This window comes from Pseudoalteromonas sp. SaAl2, assembly GCF_052947895.1.
The window spans coordinates 1,596,678-1,613,904 of the sequence record NZ_CM129605.1; the positions used below are offsets into that span (position 1 = coordinate 1,596,678).

The following is a 17,227-nucleotide window of genomic DNA, read 5'->3' on the forward strand; positions in this document are numbered from 1 at the left end:
AGACTTGAGTATAATTGCCTTCATGTAAAATTATGGTAACTTACGTCAACTTTTTTTATAACATCCCTCATTAATAATAACTACAACAAAAAATTGGTTATAAAAATACCGTATTTAAAATTAAAACAGGACATACCGTGTGAAAAATTTACTACGAGGCTTAAGTTTATTTAGCTTAGTGTTACTACTATTTTGTTCTCCTGCATGGGCAAGTGAAGGCCAATTAAACCTCACAACTTCGAGCGTTGGTTTATTGTGTATTGTTATATTTTGCATAGCGTATGCAGTGGTTATGCTTGAAGAAAAACTCCATTTACGAAAATCTAAACCTGTACTGGTCGCTGCTGGCCTGATCTGGATTTTAATTGGTGCGTATTATGTAAACAATGATATGCCGGGCATTACTGAGTCTGCATTTAGGCATAATCTACTTGAATTTGCAGAGTTGATGCTGTTTTTACTCGTTGCAATGACTTACATTAATGCCCTAGAAGAGCGACGTGTGTTTGATTCGCTACGCTCTTGGATGATTCAAAAGGGCTTTAATTATAAGAACCTCTTTTGGATCACCGGGTTTTTAGCGTTTTTTATCTCCCCTATAGCAGATAATTTAACAACTGCATTATTAATGTGTGCAGTGGTAATGAAAGTGGCTGAAGATGATAAATCTTTTATAAATCTAAGTTGTATTAACATCGTTATAGCGGCCAATGCTGGTGGCGCATTTAGTCCTTTTGGTGATATTACAACTTTAATGGTTTGGCAAGCAGGACTCGTTCATTTTAATGAGTTTTTAGTATTGTTTTTACCGGCTTTAGCAAATTATTTAGTACCTGCTGCGATTATGAGTTTTTATGTTGCAGATAAACAGCCTTCAGCGGTGTATGAAAAAATAGAGCTTAAACGTGGGGCACTGAGAATTCTAACACTGTTTTTATTAACTATAGCTACGGCCGTTGCATGTCATAGCTTTTTACATTTACCTCCAGTACTAGGTATGATGATGGGGTTAGGCTATTTACAGTTTTTTGGTTACTTTTTAAGAATGACATTACCGGGCTCTTTAGCGCGCAAAAAGGCTCATGCAGAACAAGTTGGTGACAATGACCGTCTCGCTAAGCTCGGTAGCGTGGTTCCATTCGATGTGTTTAGTAAAGTGTCACGCGCTGAATGGGACACTTTGTTGTTTTTCTATGGCATTGTTATGTGTGTCGGTGGTTTGGGCTTTTTGGGTTATCTAAATTTAATGTCTGAGATGCTTTACGGCAATTGGTCAGCAACATCCGCTAATATCTTTTTGGGGGTTATTTCAGCGGTGATAGATAATATACCTGTGATGTTTGCAGTACTTTCTATGCAGCCTGATATGTCTCATGGACAGTGGTTACTCATTACGCTCACCGCAGGAGTTGGTGGCAGCTTGTTATCGATAGGCTCTGCGGCAGGGGTCGCGTTGATGGGACAAGCCAGAGGCTACTACACATTTTTTGGTCATTTAAAATGGACGCCTGTTATTGCACTTGGTTATGCTGCAAGTATTTTGTTGCACTTGTGGTTAAATGCATCTTTGTTTTAGCAAAACAACTTCTATAAAGCAAAGAAGCTAGGTTTTCTTTGCTTTTTGCAATCAAAATTTATTACACCTTAGTTTGTTAGAACACTTCAATTGATAATACGCTTACATTAGATTACTAATATATCTTTTGTTTCTGGGTATGTTATGTCATCTAAAAAAATATTAGCAGTGAGCTTTATTTTAGCCGCAGTCATTATTGTTATTACATTTAAAACCATCTAATACCACAAACATTACACCTCTCAAAAACATGATGACTCACATTAATGTAGTTTTTATACAAGTAAGGCTATTTTTTACATGTTGGACAATAATCATATATATAAAATTTCATATTATTCAGTTGGTTATTGTAGGCTTGTTTTTTGCTCTAGGGTAAGTATCTAAACAATAAAAGGAATAATGATGACTGAACTTGCTTTGTCCGCATATTTTGCACTGTATATTTATTTGATTATGATTTTTACTCAATGGGCTGTTGCCACATTTAGTAAAGCCAGCCGAAAAGATGCAGTACCAGGTAAAATTGATTCTAATTTAAGTCACGAGAGCTTTGTTTTTAGGGCGCATCGTACGTTTCAAAATACCCTTGAGAATAGTGTGTTGTTTTTAGGCACGGTTTTATTTTCATTTATAGTTGGTTACCACAGTGCTATATTTGCAATTTGCATGTGGGTTTACGTCATTGCTCGCTGTATTCACATGGCTCTTTATTATGTTATTGCGACAGAAAAAAATCCAAGCCCTCGAAGCTATTTCTTTTTAGCGGGTATAGGGGCAAATATGGTGATGCTGGTTCTATTAGGTTTACGTTTAATTGCTTTTTAAAAATCTATTTAGAAAATATAAAAAGCAGCAAACTAACCTTCAGTTTGCTGCTTGTGTAAGGTGGTTATTTATCAGTGTCTGAAATCACTTAGCAGAGCAGGTATTCCAGGTAGCATTCCGACCATAGCCATTACACTGGTTAATAGAACAAACATTATTAACGGGATTTTCCAACGACTCATCGGGCTTAGCTCAGCACTTCGCTCTTTACAACCAATTAGACCCAGGTTATCAAGCAGCATTGTCAGAGACCAACCAAATGCAGGATTTACCAGCGTTGATGCAAATACAACAATGGCCGCGGACTGAGTGGTTTTGCCTTCGCGGGTCATTTCCATCCCTGCCTCAAGCAGTGGTATAAATACCCCTACAATTAGCGCAACGCAAAGTACTGGCTGCCATATGGCTAAATCCATAGGGTATCCCCAAATACCAGCAATAATACAAAATAGGGCAGTTAATACAGCACCAGCAGGTATAGGGCGCTTAGCGATAGCCGCTGGCACAATATAAGTACCCCAAGATGAGGTGAAATTAGAGCCCCCAGTAACGAACCACAGGTTTGACGAACCGATGCGCTAAACATAGTATCGTCTATATTCATATGTACTTTTTCAGTACGTTGCGGGTAACTAATTTTTTGAAATACTTGATGGCCTAAAAAGTCAGGTGACCACATTGCTACAGCGAGTATGGCAAAAGGTAACACAACAACAAAGCTTTCGAGGGTAGGTAAACCAAGCATCCAGCCGGTATTTTCACCCCACCAGTACATTGGATTCATATTTGGTAGGCCAGGTGCTGTTTTGAATTCAAAAGGTGCACCTAAAGCAAACGCTGTGACACCGCCAATTAAGCAGCTTAACGGCACAGCAAGCCAACGTTTTTTTAAAGTGCTCTAAGAGTGCATAAAGTAATATAGTCGCTAAAATTACAATGAAGGCTATGTGGCTCATATTAATGCTTTCAGCCCACGAAAATAACTTTTTAACCTGGGAAATAGTACCGATAAACCCTAAATAGAGCAGTAATCCTCCGCATACACCTTTGCTGGTTAATCGTGCAAGTAAACTACCTCCTTTACTGATGGCAAGAATAAAGCCAAATGCGCCTATCAATAAACCAAAAGCCATTGGGTGGCCGCCTGCTGCAACCACAATAGGTATAAGGGGGATCAAAGGGCCATGTGTACCCGCTAAATTAGCGGTAGGTAAAATGAATCCAGAAAACAATACAATGAAAAATGCGACAATTAATAGTTCGTAGCGCACATTCTCTAATATAAAGGCATCACCTAAACCGAGCGGAGCCGCAAAGGTAGCAGCAATTGCACCAACCATCACAACTTTACCTATAGTTCCTGCCATAGCTGGAATAGTATCTTCAAACTCAAAACGGTAATCACGAAAAGGCAAGTTTGCTCGCCAGCGTTTTGGCTGCATTATTTGTAGTTCATGCTCGAGATATTCATCTCGGGTATCAAATGATGAACTGGGCTTATGGAGGTTTTCATAACTACCGTTTACACTGTTATCGTGATCACCGGTGTTAGCGTTGGGTGGATTCTTATCCTGTGATGTTGTTGTCATAACTTCTCCGGCAACATGCTTGCTGCTCTGTTTCAAAATTAAATACAGCTTTTTCAAAGCAATAAATATTGAATGCCTAGAGTAAAGCAAGTTTGTACAAGTTGGGATTAGTCAAAGGTCTAGAATTGAAGCTTATAAAAGGGGGAAGGTTAGAAAAATATTAACAGTTACAAGCGGTACTTTAGTCAATATGACTATGCTAATTGATGTTAGTCTCGATTATTTAGGCTTGATAGCGATGTTAAATATACTTCAGATAGTTAAAACTGAAGTATATTTAACTTTAAATTGACTAGCCTAAAGCACCGACTAAGCTTTGCTAACTTGCTAACTTGCTAACTTGCTAACTTGCTAACTTGCTAACTTGCTAACTTGCTAACTTGCTAACTTGCTAACTTGCTAACTTGCTAACTTGCTAACTTGCTAACTTGCTAACTTGCTAACTTGCTAACTTGCTAACTTGCTTCCTTCATTCAACGCCTATGAATCCACCGGTTTGGTGGGTCCATAGCGCCGCATAAATACCGTTTTGAGACAATAACTGTTCGTGACTGCCTTGTTCTACGATACCGCCCTCATCAAGCACGATTAGTCTGTCCATTTGGGCAATGGTTGATAGGCGATGAGCAATGGCAATAACCGTCTTGCCTGTCATTAAATCATCTAGACTAGCTTGAATTGCAGCTTCAACTTCAGAATCAAGGGCACTTGTGGCCTCGTCTAAAATTAAAATAGGGGCATTTTTAAGCAATACTCGTGCAATTGCGATGCGTTGGCGTTGGCCACCCGAGAGTTTGACGCCGCGCTCGCCTACTTGTGCGGCAAACCCTTTATTGCCCTTGCTGTCTTCTAAGTCTTCGATAAACTCCATGGCTTTAGCCTGTTTTGTGGCATTAATCATTTGTTCATCGGTTGCATCTGGGCGGCCATAAAGAATGTTTTCTTTAACTGAACGGTGCAGTAAAGAGGTGTCTTGCGTAACCATCGCAATGTATTTTCTTAAGCTTTGCTGACTGACTTTTGATATATCTTGGCCATCGATTTTTATTGCACCACTGTCAACATCATAAAAACGCAGTAATAGATTTACGAGCGTTGATTTACCTGCACCAGAACGACCCACTAAGCCAATTTTTTCACCGGGTTTTATGTTCAAATTTAAGCCATTAATAACTGGGCCTCGGTTGGTTTCATTAGCCGCTTTACCATAGTTAAAAAACACGTTATCGAATATAATTTGCCCTTCACTAACCGCCAGTGTACTAGCATTTGGTTCATCATCAACATCAATCGGTGTCGACAAGGTTTTCATGCCATCACTGACTGTGCCAATATTTTCAAAAAGGCTGCTAATTTCCCACATAATCCATTGTGCCATGCCATTTAAGCGAAGAGATAAACTGACAGCGATAGCAATTGCACCTGCGCTGATTGCACTTAATGACCAAAGATAAAGAGATAATGCTGATACACTAAAAACCAGTAAATAATTAAGGCTATTAATGCAAAAATTTAAGCTGGTGACTAACCGCATTTGCTTATAAACAGGTTGTAAAAATACGTCCATGCTATCTTTTGCATATTGCTCTTCACGCTGGGTGTATGAGAACAGTTTTATTGTTGAAATATTTGTATAACTATCGACAATTCGGCCAGTCATTTCAGAACGGGCGTCGGCTTGTGAGCTGGCAATACGCTTTAGCTTTGGCACAAAGTACATTTGAATTGCAGCATAAAGTGCAAGCCAGACTAGTAGTGGGATCATTAATCGCCAATCTGCCTCGGCAACTAAAAATACCATGGCGCCAAAATAAACCACAATATACATCAGTACATCCAGTAACTTCATTACGGTTTCTCGAACCGCCAACGATGTTTGCATTACTTTTGTGGCGATACGTCCAGCAAACTCATTTTGATAAAAGCTAACACTTTGGCGTAATAAATAGCGATGTGCCAACCAACGAATCGACATGGGGTAATTACCAAGAAGTGCTTGGTGTAATATAGCCGAGTGAAAAAACACAACTATGGGTAATACCACCAGCAAGACAACAGCCATCTTAATGAGCTCTGATTTTTGCTCAACAAATAGCGTTTCTGGCGTGTATGTTCCTAACCAGTCTACTAGTTGACCCATGTAACTAAAAAGAGATACTTCTAAAATGGCCAGCATTGCGGCACTGAGTGACATCAGTACTAAAGATAGCTCCATACCCTTAGTATAATGCAGGCAAAAGGCAAGCAGGGTTGCAGGTGGTTGGGTTGGCTGTTGTTCAGGGAACGGTTTTGTCATCCGCTCAAATAGTCGATACATTTTAATATCTTAAATAGCAAAAATTAGCGTTACTATAGCATTGGAGCTAAATAAAAACAGGCGCATTACCAGCGAATTTTACCCGCTAATATATCTTTAAACATTACCCAATCACCCCACAGGCTATAAAGCGGGTATTTAAACGTAGCAGGACGATTTTTTTCAAACAAAAAGTGACCCATCCAAGCAAAGCCATAACCTATAACGGGTAATAACCAAAGTGCGGCAAAATTGAGTGTGACGACCACATAAATGGCAACAAGTATCACGAGACAACTACCAAAAAAATGTAACCTACGACACATTTTATTACTGTGCTCTGTTAAGTAATATGGATAAAAATCTTTAAATGTTGTAAAGGTTTTTTGTTTATTTTGTTGTTCCATTTTATACACCTTTTAAGTGAATAGTTTTCTAACTTGCATTTAGCATGTTTACATATATTCACAGTAGCACAATCTATTAGTCGCATTACGCTAGACAATTAAACAGTAAAAAAATATGTTATAAGGTAACTAATTCACGAGAATGAAAATATAATGTTAAAAAAAGTTTTAGCCTGTGCTGTCATAGCAGCACTAAGTGGTTGTTCGGATATGGCATCGACCCAAAGCGAGAAAAATATGACAACTCAAAATGAAACTGCACAGCAGTTAACCTATCCTGAAACTAAACAAGGCGCGGTTGTCGACGTATATTTTAATGAAAAGGTAGCCGACCCTTATCGTTGGTTAGAAGATGATATGAGTGATGAAACGGCTCAGTGGGTTGAGACTCAAAATAATACGACGTTTTCCTATCTAGACACTATTCCTTATCGTGACACATTAAAAGCCAGCCTTGAAAAGTTAATGAACTATGAAAAAGTGACTGCTCCCTTTACTGAAGGTAAATACACTTATTTTTATAAAAATGATGGGCTACAAAATCAATACGTGTTATTTCGTAAACTGGGAGATGGTGAAGCAGAAGTATTTTTAGATCCGAATACGTTCAGTGATGATGGCACAACGTCTATGTCTGGCCTTACATTTTCCGAAGATGGTTCACTGGCTGCGTACCAAATCTCCGAAGGTGGCAGTGACTGGCGAAAAATTATTATTATAAATACAGAAACGAAGCAGCCTGTTGAAGAAAATTTAGTAGACGTTAAGTTTAGCGGTATTTCGTGGTTAGCTAATGAAGGTTTTTATTATTCAAGTTACGATAAACCTAAAGGCAGCGAGTTATCAGCTAAAACAGATCAGCATAAAGTATATTTTCATAAATTAGGCACAGCACAAAGCTCTGATGAACTAGTTTATGGAGGCACTGATGATGAAAAGCACCGTTATGTTGGTGCGTCAGTTACCCGTGATAACCGTTATTTACTGATCTCAGCCAGTGTATCTACATCAGGCAATAAGCTTTTCATTAAAGATTTATCAAAGCCTGATAGTCAATTGACGACAATTTTAGAGCACACAGAATCAGACACTTACCTACTTGATAACGACGACAGTAAGCTATTTTTAGTGACCAACCTTAATGCGCCTAACAAAAAAGTGGTAACTGTTGATGCTTCAAACCCGACTCCTGATCATTGGCAAGACTTAATTGCAGAAACAGATAATGTATTAAGTATGTCTAAAGGTGGCGATTACTTTTTGCAAAGTACATGGTTGATGCAATCTCAAAAGTTCAGCAATTTGATAAATCAGGTGAGTTAGTTCGTGAAATTAGTCTTCCAGGGGTGGGAACCGCCCGTGGTTTTAGCGGTAAAAAACAAAGCGACACACTCTATTACTCGTTTGCTAACTACACAACGCCAGGTAATACCTATGCATTTAATGTGAAAACGGGTAAATCTGACGTTTATCGTAAATCCGGGGCGCAATTTGATTCAGAGCAATATACATCTGAACAGGTTTTTTATTCATCTAAAGATGGTACTAAGGTACCCATGATTATCTCATACAAAAAAGACACCAAGCTTGATGGTAAAAATCCAACTATTTTATATGGCTATGGTGGCTTTAACGCAAGTATGACACCAGGTTTTAGCTCAACGATTGCTGCATGGCTTGAACAAGGTGGCGTTTATGCGGTGGCAAATATACGGGGCGGTGGTGAATACGGTAAAGCGTGGCACGATGCGGGTACTCAGCTGAAAAAGCAAAATGTATTTGATGATTTTATCGCTGCAGCCGAATACCTAAATGAGAAAAAAATACACATCAAGTGACTACCTAGCAGTACGTGGTGGCTCAAATGGTGGTTTACTGGTTGGCGCCGTAATGACCCAGCGACCAGAGCTATTTAAAGTTGCGCTACCTGCTGTGGGTGTTTTAGATATGCTTCGTTATCATACATTTACCGCTGGAGCGGGTTGGGCATATGACTATGGCACCAGTGAACAAAGTAAAGAAATGTTCGATTATTTAAAAGCGTACTCACCGGTACACAATGTTAAGCAAGGAGTTGAATATCCAGCAACATTAATTACGACAGGGGATCATGATGACCGCGTCGTTCCTGCACACTCATATAAATTTGCCGCTGAACTACAAACAAAAGGGGCTGGAGTTAATCCTTATCTGATCCGCATAGAGACTAATGCGGGCCATGGTGCGGGTACACCAACGAGTAAAATAATTGATCAGTATGCAGATATCTATGGTTTTACATTGCATAACATGGGCATAAAGTCACTGTAAAAACACTTTTACCTTAATACAAAACGCCGAAACTATGGTTTCGGCGTTTAACTATTCTTACTTCTTACTTTAATCGTTAGTTATTACTTGAAAACAGCCGCTGGTGTGTTTTAAATGCGTATTCATCGGTCATGCCACTTAAATAGTCACAAATTACGCGATGAGTATTCCCGTTTTGTTGCTGCGCGTGACGATAAAGGTTTGCTGTTGTCTCGGGTAATAAGCGCAGTGGATCGCACGTAAAGGCTTCAAAAAGCTCAATAATCAATTTTTGACCCTTAAATTCAATTTGCTGCATGTGCGAAGCCCTAATTAGGCGATGGTAGATAAATGACTTTAGTGCTTCGAGCAAGTGTTGGTAAGACTCTGGTAATACAACGGTAAAATTCAATATAGGATTCTCAAATACAATATCGGTGCTTGTTATTGAAGATTGAGTTATAAACAAATTAACTAATTCACCAATTACATCTTTGCGCTGAGCTTCACTACCTAAAAAAAGACGCGCTGTTATATTGCTTGTTTCAAGCCAATCACAGTCAACACTTTGTAATACTGGTATTGCATGGTTCTGCCATTCTTTTAAGGTTATTTGCTCAGTGGCAATTGCGTCTTCTAAATCATGAACGGCGTAAGCAATGTCATCAGCTAGCTCCATAATTGCAGCATCAAGAGACTTAAACAGTGTCTTTGATCTGTATTCGTCAATAGGCTTTGCTTGACTAAAATTGTTTTTATCAGCGTCTGATAAAGGGGCGATGATCCATTCAAAAGTGGTTTTATCATCAGTGTACAAGCCTTTAGCTGGTCGCCAATCATCTGCTTTTATAAAGGCTCTGCTAGAATCATGTTCAGGAATTGTATGCCATAGGTCGTCAATAAAAAGCTGGATATTTTATAAAGCCTAATAATGTCCTGCGAGTCAAGTTCATACCATGGCCATCACTATAGGGCTCTAATCGAGACACTATTCGCAGGGTTTGCGCATTACCTTCAAAGCCACCATGATCTCGCATCATATAATTTAATGCTATTTCACCCCCATGACCAAACGCGGGATGGCCTATATCATGCGCTAAGCATAAGGTTTCTAATAAACTTTGATCTGGAAAATGATTAAAATCAGGGTGTTGTTTTTCTAAATGACGTAGTAGTCCGCTACCAATTTGCGATACTTCCAGTGAATGGGTTAAACGGGTACGATGAAAGTCATTAAGCCCGATACCCATAATTTGGGTTTTCGCCTGAAGTCGCCTAAACGCAGCTGCGTGTATTATTCGTGAACGGTCTACTTGCCAAGCAGAGCGATTATCATTGGGTCGAGATTTCTGCTGTTCTATGATCCTACTTTGCCAATCTAATTCCATGAATTGGTTTTCCGCTGACTTCTAACAAGTTGATATAAATATTGTAACGGATTTTAGTAGATTATAAATCATTCAGTTGATGAAAGTTTCTATATTAAGGGGCTGATGTTTCTAAATTAGCGGTTATTAAGTATAATACGCGGCTACATGCATGTGAATATGGCCATGCATCGATATCAGTTTTTTAGAGAGAATACATGCTAAAGTACTTAGTTAAATTACTCGTTAGTCTATTTTTTATTTGGGCGTTGGTTTATCCATTTATTAAAACAACGACTCAACCCGAAGAGCAAGAAAGCACTGAACAATTAATCATCAAGGAAAAAGAAAAGCCACTGCACAGTGTAAAGCTACCTGACTTTAATAGCTTTACTGATGTAAAAGAAAAAAACGCGCGTTTTTTGATTTTATTCGCCCGCACGTCGAGGCTGAGAATAAACAAATTCGTCAACAGCGTGCTACGTTAGAAATCGCATTAATGATGCTTCAATATGACGAGCCTTTGAATGCGAAACAAACGAAGCAAGTAAAAAATATTCTAAATAGTTATAAGTTACCTAATATAATAAATAACTTATCGCTAAACCAAGCACTACGGCGTGTGGATATTATTCCGAAAGAGCTTGCCTTAATGCAAGCGGCGAACGAGTCGGCTTGGGGGACATCACGTTTTGCCCGTATAGGCTTGAATTTTTTTGGTCAATGGTGTTACAGCCAGGGCTGTGGCATGATCCCGAATCGTCGTAATTCTGGTGCAGCACATGAAGTGGCCGCATTTAAATCTGTTCGTGACGCAGTTTCATCTTATTTTAAGAATATTAACACCCATGCAGCGTACAAAGAGCTACGTTCAATTCGTGCTGATTTACGCCTTCAACAAAAGCCAGTTACCGCTACTAAACTCAGCTATGGTTTAATGTCGTATTCAGAGCGCGGTGAAGCTTATATAGAAGAGCTAAACCAAATGATTAATCATAATAAGGCCTATTTTGATGAATAAGTGTAACGTTACTTTACTTGTGGGTTTGTTGTGCAGCATTTTTGTTAGTGCAACGCTTCAGGCAAAAGAATTTGTTGTATCGTATGATGGTTTTTATGATCGTTTAAAAGTGGTCAATAAAGGTGATTTTCAGTTTGCACAAGTAAATTTTTATATTACAGATATAGCTTCAAACGATGCGTGCTTAATTAAAACAGGTCGCATTATAACAGAACGCCAAGAGTATCCGCTTAACTATACAGAACACGCACAGTTGCTATTGCCTTATGACAAGCAGCTTGATACCGACAAAGCTGTGATTGTTATTGAACCACAAAATGATAACCATGACTGTCAGCTAAAATTACAAATTGAAGCGCGTGAATTTACTAATAGCGATTTAAATAAGCAGCAACTTTATAGATTGAATGATGAATTTGATGAACTACTCTCTGATTTATCAGGTTTTTTTGTTAGTAAACTGATGAGTTTTTTACTCCCTGAGCAAAAAGGCGTGGTACTCACATTTGCAGAGCCGGTTAGTATTGATGATGCAGCTTTTAATTGTGTAAAAAATACTTGCCACGTGAGCGTTACTGATGACTGGCAAGACGATAAAACAACGTTTGATGTTTCAGCCTCCCTTACAAAAGTCACCCCGTGGATTGCTAAATAGCTAACCCGTGGCTTAATCGTTAAAAGCACAATTATGCGTGCTTTTAGCTGCTTTTTCATCTTAAAGTGATAAGTTTTGACAGCATTTTATACACTTAAAAAGCAGATTAAAATACACCTCATTACTGGTAATTAGAATAATAACTTATGATTAAAGCTCACGTTATCGAACATTTACGATTTGCACTTGAAGCACAATTAGCGACAGCGAAAGCAGCAGCGAAAACGGCTCACGATGCAGCGACTCACGAAGAAAATATAGCTGAAAATAAATACGATACATTAGGTCTTGAAGCCGCGTATTTAGCCCAAGGGCAAGCCGAACGTGTTAATGACTGCCATTTGAGTATGATTGAATTTGAAAAAGTATTTAAAGAGTCTGCCTCGACTAAAGTTTCAATAGGGTCTTTAGTATGTGTGAGTGATGAAGACGAAAACACTAAGTGGTATTTTATTGGGCCACTATCAGGTGGCCTTAGCGTGACCATTAAAGAGCAGCTTATTTACGTGTTAACGCCGCACTCGCCTTTAGGCTCCTTGTTAATGAATAAACAAAAAGAGGATGAGCTTAGTTTTACCATTGCAGATAAAACACAACTGCTTTTTATTGAACAAATTCTATAGATAAATTTTACTTATCCTGACGCTAAAAATTATTCGTTAGTCAAATAATCAAAAAGCATTTATAAAACACCTGTAGCTTATGCTAAAGCACCCATCCTGTTAAGTGAGCGTGTCTGCAACCATCACTTAGCAGTATGGGTGTTTCTATATATGCATTATTTTTTTTGACTTACTTTAGCAAAAGTCGTGTTTAAAACCTTAATTGTGGTTGATAACAATGAGCAATCACTTGCTCAATCTTTTGAAAATGTGATTACATTCAATACTTATTTACGAGATTATCCAAAACATAACGAACCAAAAACACGCATTATTAATTTGTGTGATTCAAGCCAATATTTGAGTGAGGGGTATTGAATTGTTCATTACTGGTACAAGCACGCAAGCATCAAGTATTACCCAGTTTAAAAACAATCAATGCGTTATTTATGACCTCAGGTCATGGCGGTTGCCACCCTCTGGGGCTTGCTTTGGCAGCAAAAAGGGTGGGTTTAATGCCCAAGTGTTGCTCAATACCCGTGAGAGTCTGTTTATTGATGGTGTAAGGAGTGAGAAGAAAAAAGCAATTATGCATACTGTACATAATCAGTTTGTCAAAGAAGTGATTAATCAACAGCTTGATGTGAAATACCAAGGTTTTACGCTTGAAGATATCGCTAAATGGTTAGCAGCAGATATGGCTATTCTTATACTGATCAGCACTTATCGTTTTGATGATAAGAAATCACCCCATTGGGTGTGTATAACGCATTTAGATGAACACTGTTTATATGTGCATGACCCATTTTGTGAAACTGAAAAACAGTTAGCGATAGATTGCCAACATGTGCCAATTGCTCGAGCTGATTTTTCAAAGATGGCTACGTTTGGTTCAAACCGGCTGAAAACGGCCATTGCTTTGAGTTTTAAAGGATAATAATGTGACTTTGTATGAAGTGTTAGATGTAAGCCCATATTCGTGGAGCGCGATAGGCACCGCTGCTTTTTGTGGTGCGTTAATAGGAGCCGAGCGACAGTTGCGAGGAAAACCTGTGGGCATACGTACTTCAGTATTAATTATACTGGGTACTTATTTGTTTTTAGCATCTGCATTTATGCTCCATGGTGATGTGATTGACCATTCTCGCGTAGTGGGGCAAATAATAACTGGTATTGGTTTTTTAGGTGCGGGGGTAATGTTAGCAAAGGATGGTGCTGTTGTTGGAGTGACTTCGGCTGCAACCATTTGGGTACTGGCATCAATAGGAGTGATGATAGCGACACAGCATCATGGGGCTGCTATAAAGCTGTCAGTTTTGGTGGTTGGTATCTTATATGGTGTAGACGTACTCGAAGCTCAATTTAAAAGTTTAAGTAAAGGCGTACATCGCCAAGTTAAGATTTATTCTAAACGTTACTATCGGCAGACTAAGTCAACAGAGCCTAAACATTAATTGTGCTTATGTAACTTTGTTTAACCAAATAACTTACGTCTAACAATAGTGCGATAAGCTGTGGGGGTTTGCGATAAATATTTTTTAAATACACGTGTTAAGTGCCCTTGGTCGTTATAGCCAACCTCTAATGCCACCTCTTGGATTGAAAGATTAGATGAAGCTAAAAAGTTCTTTGGCTGATTGCACCCGAAGTTGTTGCCAATACTCAACAGGGCTTTGATTTGTAGCATGGCGAAATCGACGCGTGAAGGTACGATAACTCAAACCAAATAGTTCAGCTACTTCGGTTAAAGTATGCTCACCAGCTAAGTTGTTTTTGAGCCAAAACTGTATTTGCGCTATCAGTTCGTCAGGGTGTTTGTCAACGGCACCTTCAAGGTAGCGTTGATCTTCATAGGGCTTCCTTATTTCATGAGAAAAGTTACGCTCAACATGTTGAGCTGCTTGTTGTCCATAATATTGACTAATGATATGCACAATAACGTCGGCAAGAGCATTCAAACTAGCCACACTATACAGACGTTCTGACTGAGTGATAAAAAAGTCAGGCTTAAGTAGAACCTTAGGGTAATCACGTTTGAATTGTTCGGCGTAATGCCAGTGAGTTGTCGCGGGATGACCATCTAACAGGTTTGCTTGTGCCAATAAGCAATTACCTGTGCCCACCCCGATAATTTGACTGTTATTTTTCCAGCTTTGCTCAAGCCAATTGACCAGTGCGTTGTTAGCACGGACCACAGGGCGAGGGTTTCGCCATATACCTGGCACAATAATAAGGTCACTTTTTGGGGCATCGCTTGGCGTGCAATCAGGAATGATAGCCAGACCGGTTCTATTTTTTATAGGCTGCTGTTCCTCTGCAACGAGGTAAATTTCTAACGGCCGAAACTGGTTTTTATCTAAATGACTTTTAGCAAATGCTTCACCTGCTCTGAGCATTTCAATTGGCAGGGTTAAACTGGTTATCAATAAATGCTGATAGACTAATAAACTAATTTTTAATGGTGTATAGGCTTCTTGTTTGTCCACTTAATTGCTCCGACCAGTTGGTATTGGCATTTCAAGCCTGATATTTGGCTATTAAAGCACAATTTAGTTTGTTGAATCCATCTAAACTGCAGTTATATTCATTAACACGTTTTCCCAAGGTAAATTATGACAGCATTACCCGTTATTGTCGGTATGGGCGGAATCAACGCCGCAGGCCGAACTTCATTTCATCAAGGTTATCGTCGTATCGTGTTAGACCGTTTAGATGCTAAAGCGCGCCAAGAAACATTTTTAGGCTTAGCCTCACTAATGAATCTCGTTAAGTTAGAGCAAGGCCAATTAGTAGATCAAAATGGCGCAGCCGTCGAGCAAGCTAATATCGAAGCACTATATGGTGAGCAGATTATTACAGGTACGTTGATCCGTAAAATTGAAAAAAATCATTTTGATGTTGATGCCACGTCTTGGCAGCAAAAAATGACCTTAAGTGTGTCAAATGATGAAAAGATTGTTTTTGAAACTCGCGCGCGTGATTTACCCCAACCAATACCTGCGAGTTGGCAAGTAGAGGAGCTAGAAGGTAAAAAAGTAAAAGTGACCATTGCGGCTGATATTGACATAAAACATGCCAGTACACGTGATAATCCAATTAAAGCTGCAGGCCAGTTTCCAACAGGGTTTGATCCGTCTGTGATGTACAATAGCCGATATCAACCTCGTGGTTTGCAAGCCACTATTTTTGCAGCAACAGATGCGATCCGCTCGACTGGCCTTGATTGGCAACAGATCATGAATAGTGTGCAACCAGATCAAATTGGTACCTATTCAGCTTCTGTTGCAGGACAGGTGAACGATGAAGGATTTGGTGGTTTAATTCGTTCTCGCCAACAGGGTGAACGTGTAAGTACTAAGCAATTGGCACTGGGTTTAAATACCATGTCGACCGATTTTATCAATGCATATGTTACTGGTAATGTAGGCACAACGTTTACTACATCGGGTGCTTGTGCAACATTCTTATATAACTTACGTGCTGCGGTTAATGATATTCAAGCAGGGCGTACGCGAGTAGCGGTTGTTGCATCGTCTGAATGTGCAATTACCCCTGAGATCATCGAAGGCTTTGGTAATATGGGCGCATTAGCCAATGAAGAAGGGCTAAAACGATTAGATAACACCGATGTGGTTGACCATCGTCGAACTAGTCGTCCTTTTGGTGAAAACTGTGGTTTTACTATTGGTGAGGGTGCACAAGTAGCGATATTAATGGATGATGCGCTTGCTCTTGAGTTAGGTGCTGACATCATGGGAGCAGTGCCAGATGTTTACGTAAATGCAGATGGTGTTAAAAAATCAATTACCGCACCTGGCCCTGGAAATTATATTACTATGGCTAAATCAGTTGCATTAGCGACGAGTATTTTAGGCCAAGAAGCAGTTCAAGAACGAAGTTTTATTCTAGCGCATGGCTCCAGCACGCCGCAAAATCGCGTTACAGAATCACTTATATACCATCGCTTAGCACAAACCTTTGCCATTGATAACTGGAAAGTAGCGGCCCCTAAAGCATATGTAGGTCATACAATTGCGCCTGCAAGTGGCGATCAATTAGCAATGGCACTTGGCGTATTTACACATCATATTATGCCGGGTATTACAACCATAGATAAAGTAGCCGATGACGTGCACAGCGAACGTTTAGATATTCGCACAGAGCACTATAACTGCGGGCAAATGGATATTGCATTTATTAACTCTAAAGGGTTTGGTGGTAACAATGCTACTGCAACCGTATTATCACCATCAGTAACTATGCATATGTTACAAAAACGCCATGGTGAAGTTGCGATTAATAATTATCAGCAATTACATCAAGTGGTTAAAGTTGCCAAAGCTGAGTACCAGCAACAAGCCGACTTAGGTAATTATGAGCTTATTTACCGTTTTGGTGATGGCATGATTGATGAAAATGACATCGTCATCTCAGAGCAAGATATGCAAATCCCTGGTTTTGAAAAATCCATTACTTTGAGTCAAACGAATCCTTATCAAGATATGTTTTAAGCACATTCTTGAGTGGCAAGGCGCTTTTTACAGCGCCTTTTTTCATGCCTTGATCTTGCGCTATGTCATTGGCTGCATTTTTTTGT

At 39.3% G+C, this 17,227-nt stretch carries 9 protein-coding genes and 6 pseudogenes; 10 read left to right on the plus strand and 5 right to left on the minus strand.

Annotation, left to right across the window (positions count from 1 at the left end):
* The first annotated feature begins 139 nt into the window (after window positions 1–139).
* The gene (gene nhaD / locus ACU8V8_RS07815; RefSeq protein WP_446889378.1) at window positions 140–1,576 is read left to right on the plus strand and encodes a sodium:proton antiporter NhaD; all 1,437 of its coding nucleotides are present in this window, start codon (window positions 140–142) and stop codon (window positions 1,574–1,576) included.
* A gap of 405 nt (window positions 1,577–1,981) precedes the next feature.
* Window positions 1,982–2,404: an MAPEG family protein gene (locus ACU8V8_RS07820; RefSeq protein ID WP_446889607.1), complete on the plus strand. Its 423-nt coding sequence runs from the start codon at window positions 1,982–1,984 to the stop codon at window positions 2,402–2,404.
* Between the two features lie 71 nt (window positions 2,405–2,475).
* On the opposite strand, the pseudogene ACU8V8_RS07825 reads toward ACU8V8_RS07820, so the two are convergent.
* From ACU8V8_RS07825 to ACU8V8_RS07835, 3 genes and pseudogenes are all read right to left on the minus strand, one after another.
* Window positions 2,476–3,993 (minus strand): annotated as a pseudogene (locus ACU8V8_RS07825) (DUF3360 family protein).
* A gap of 469 nt (window positions 3,994–4,462) precedes the next feature.
* Window positions 4,463–6,310, minus strand: a complete 1,848-nt coding sequence (locus tag ACU8V8_RS07830; RefSeq protein ID WP_446889379.1) for an ABC transporter ATP-binding protein — start codon at window positions 6,308–6,310, stop codon at window positions 4,463–4,465.
* 65 nt (window positions 6,311–6,375) lie between these two features.
* On the minus strand, window positions 6,376–6,696 hold the full coding sequence (locus tag ACU8V8_RS07835; protein WP_446889380.1) for an Mpo1-like protein: 321 nt from the start codon (window positions 6,694–6,696) through the stop codon (window positions 6,376–6,378).
* A gap of 153 nt (window positions 6,697–6,849) precedes the next feature.
* Here ACU8V8_RS07835 and ACU8V8_RS07840 point away from each other — a divergent pair.
* Window positions 6,850–9,006, plus strand: a pseudogene (locus ACU8V8_RS07840) (prolyl oligopeptidase family serine peptidase).
* Between the two features lie 76 nt (window positions 9,007–9,082).
* On the opposite strand, the pseudogene ACU8V8_RS07845 reads toward ACU8V8_RS07840, so the two are convergent.
* Window positions 9,083–10,373 (minus strand): annotated as a pseudogene (locus ACU8V8_RS07845) (anti-phage deoxyguanosine triphosphatase).
* A 197-nt stretch (window positions 10,374–10,570) separates the two neighbouring features.
* Between ACU8V8_RS07845 and ACU8V8_RS07850 the strand changes: the two are divergent.
* The 6 genes and pseudogenes from ACU8V8_RS07850 (at window position 10,571) to ACU8V8_RS07875 (ending at window position 14,084) form a co-directional block, all read left to right on the plus strand.
* A pseudogene (locus ACU8V8_RS07850) lies at window positions 10,571–11,373 on the plus strand (glucosaminidase domain-containing protein).
* Window positions 11,366–12,028 carry a DUF2987 domain-containing protein gene (locus tag ACU8V8_RS07855; protein WP_446889381.1) on the plus strand — a complete coding sequence of 221 codons (663 nt, stop codon included), beginning with the start codon at window positions 11,366–11,368 and terminating at the stop codon, window positions 12,026–12,028. Before ACU8V8_RS07850 ends, ACU8V8_RS07855 begins: the two are co-directional and overlap by 8 nt.
* Window positions 12,029–12,174: 146 nt before the next feature.
* Entirely contained in the window at window positions 12,175–12,651 is a 477-nt protein-coding gene (locus ACU8V8_RS07860) for a transcription elongation factor GreAB (protein ID WP_446889382.1), read from the plus strand.
* Between the two features lie 186 nt (window positions 12,652–12,837).
* Window positions 12,838–13,076, plus strand: a pseudogene (locus ACU8V8_RS07865) (RimK-like ATPgrasp N-terminal domain-containing protein); the annotation flags it as partial.
* A gap of 23 nt (window positions 13,077–13,099) precedes the next feature.
* Complete coding sequence (locus ACU8V8_RS07870; protein WP_446889383.1) at window positions 13,100–13,567, plus strand: peptidase C39 family protein; 468 nt, start codon at window positions 13,100–13,102, stop codon at window positions 13,565–13,567.
* Window positions 13,568–13,571: 4 nt separating this feature from the next.
* Window positions 13,572–14,084, plus strand: coding sequence for an MgtC/SapB family protein (locus ACU8V8_RS07875; RefSeq protein ID WP_446889384.1), 513 nt, complete (start codon window positions 13,572–13,574; stop codon window positions 14,082–14,084).
* A 20-nt stretch (window positions 14,085–14,104) separates the two neighbouring features.
* On the opposite strand, the pseudogene ACU8V8_RS07880 reads toward ACU8V8_RS07875, so the two are convergent.
* Window positions 14,105–15,116 (minus strand): annotated as a pseudogene (locus ACU8V8_RS07880) (GlxA family transcriptional regulator).
* 126 nt (window positions 15,117–15,242) lie between these two features.
* On the opposite strand from ACU8V8_RS07880, the gene ACU8V8_RS07885 reads away from it, so the two are divergent.
* A complete protein-coding gene (locus ACU8V8_RS07885; RefSeq protein WP_446889385.1) occupies window positions 15,243–17,141 on the plus strand; it encodes a beta-ketoacyl synthase in 1,899 nt (632 codons plus the stop codon).
* The last annotated feature ends 86 nt before the right edge of the window (window positions 17,142–17,227 follow it).

What these genes read in the sequence shown, in the direction of transcription:
- ACU8V8_RS07820 (WP_446889607.1), top strand. Translation starts at nt 1,982, where the DNA reads ATGACTGAACTTGCTTTGTCCGCATATTTTGCACTGTATATTTATTTG.
- ACU8V8_RS07885 (WP_446889385.1), top strand. Translation starts at nt 15,243, where the DNA reads ATGACAGCATTACCCGTTATTGTCGGTATGGGCGGAATCAACGCCGCA.
- ACU8V8_RS07855 (WP_446889381.1), top strand. Translation starts at nt 11,366, where the DNA reads ATGAATAAGTGTAACGTTACTTTACTTGTGGGTTTGTTGTGCAGCATT.
- ACU8V8_RS07830 (WP_446889379.1), bottom strand. Translation starts at nt 6,310, where the DNA reads ATGTATCGACTATTTGAGCGGATGACAAAACCGTTCCCTGAACAACAG.
- ACU8V8_RS07835 (WP_446889380.1), bottom strand. Translation starts at nt 6,696, where the DNA reads ATGGAACAACAAAATAAACAAAAAACCTTTACAACATTTAAAGATTTT.
- ACU8V8_RS07860 (WP_446889382.1), top strand. Translation starts at nt 12,175, where the DNA reads ATGATTAAAGCTCACGTTATCGAACATTTACGATTTGCACTTGAAGCA.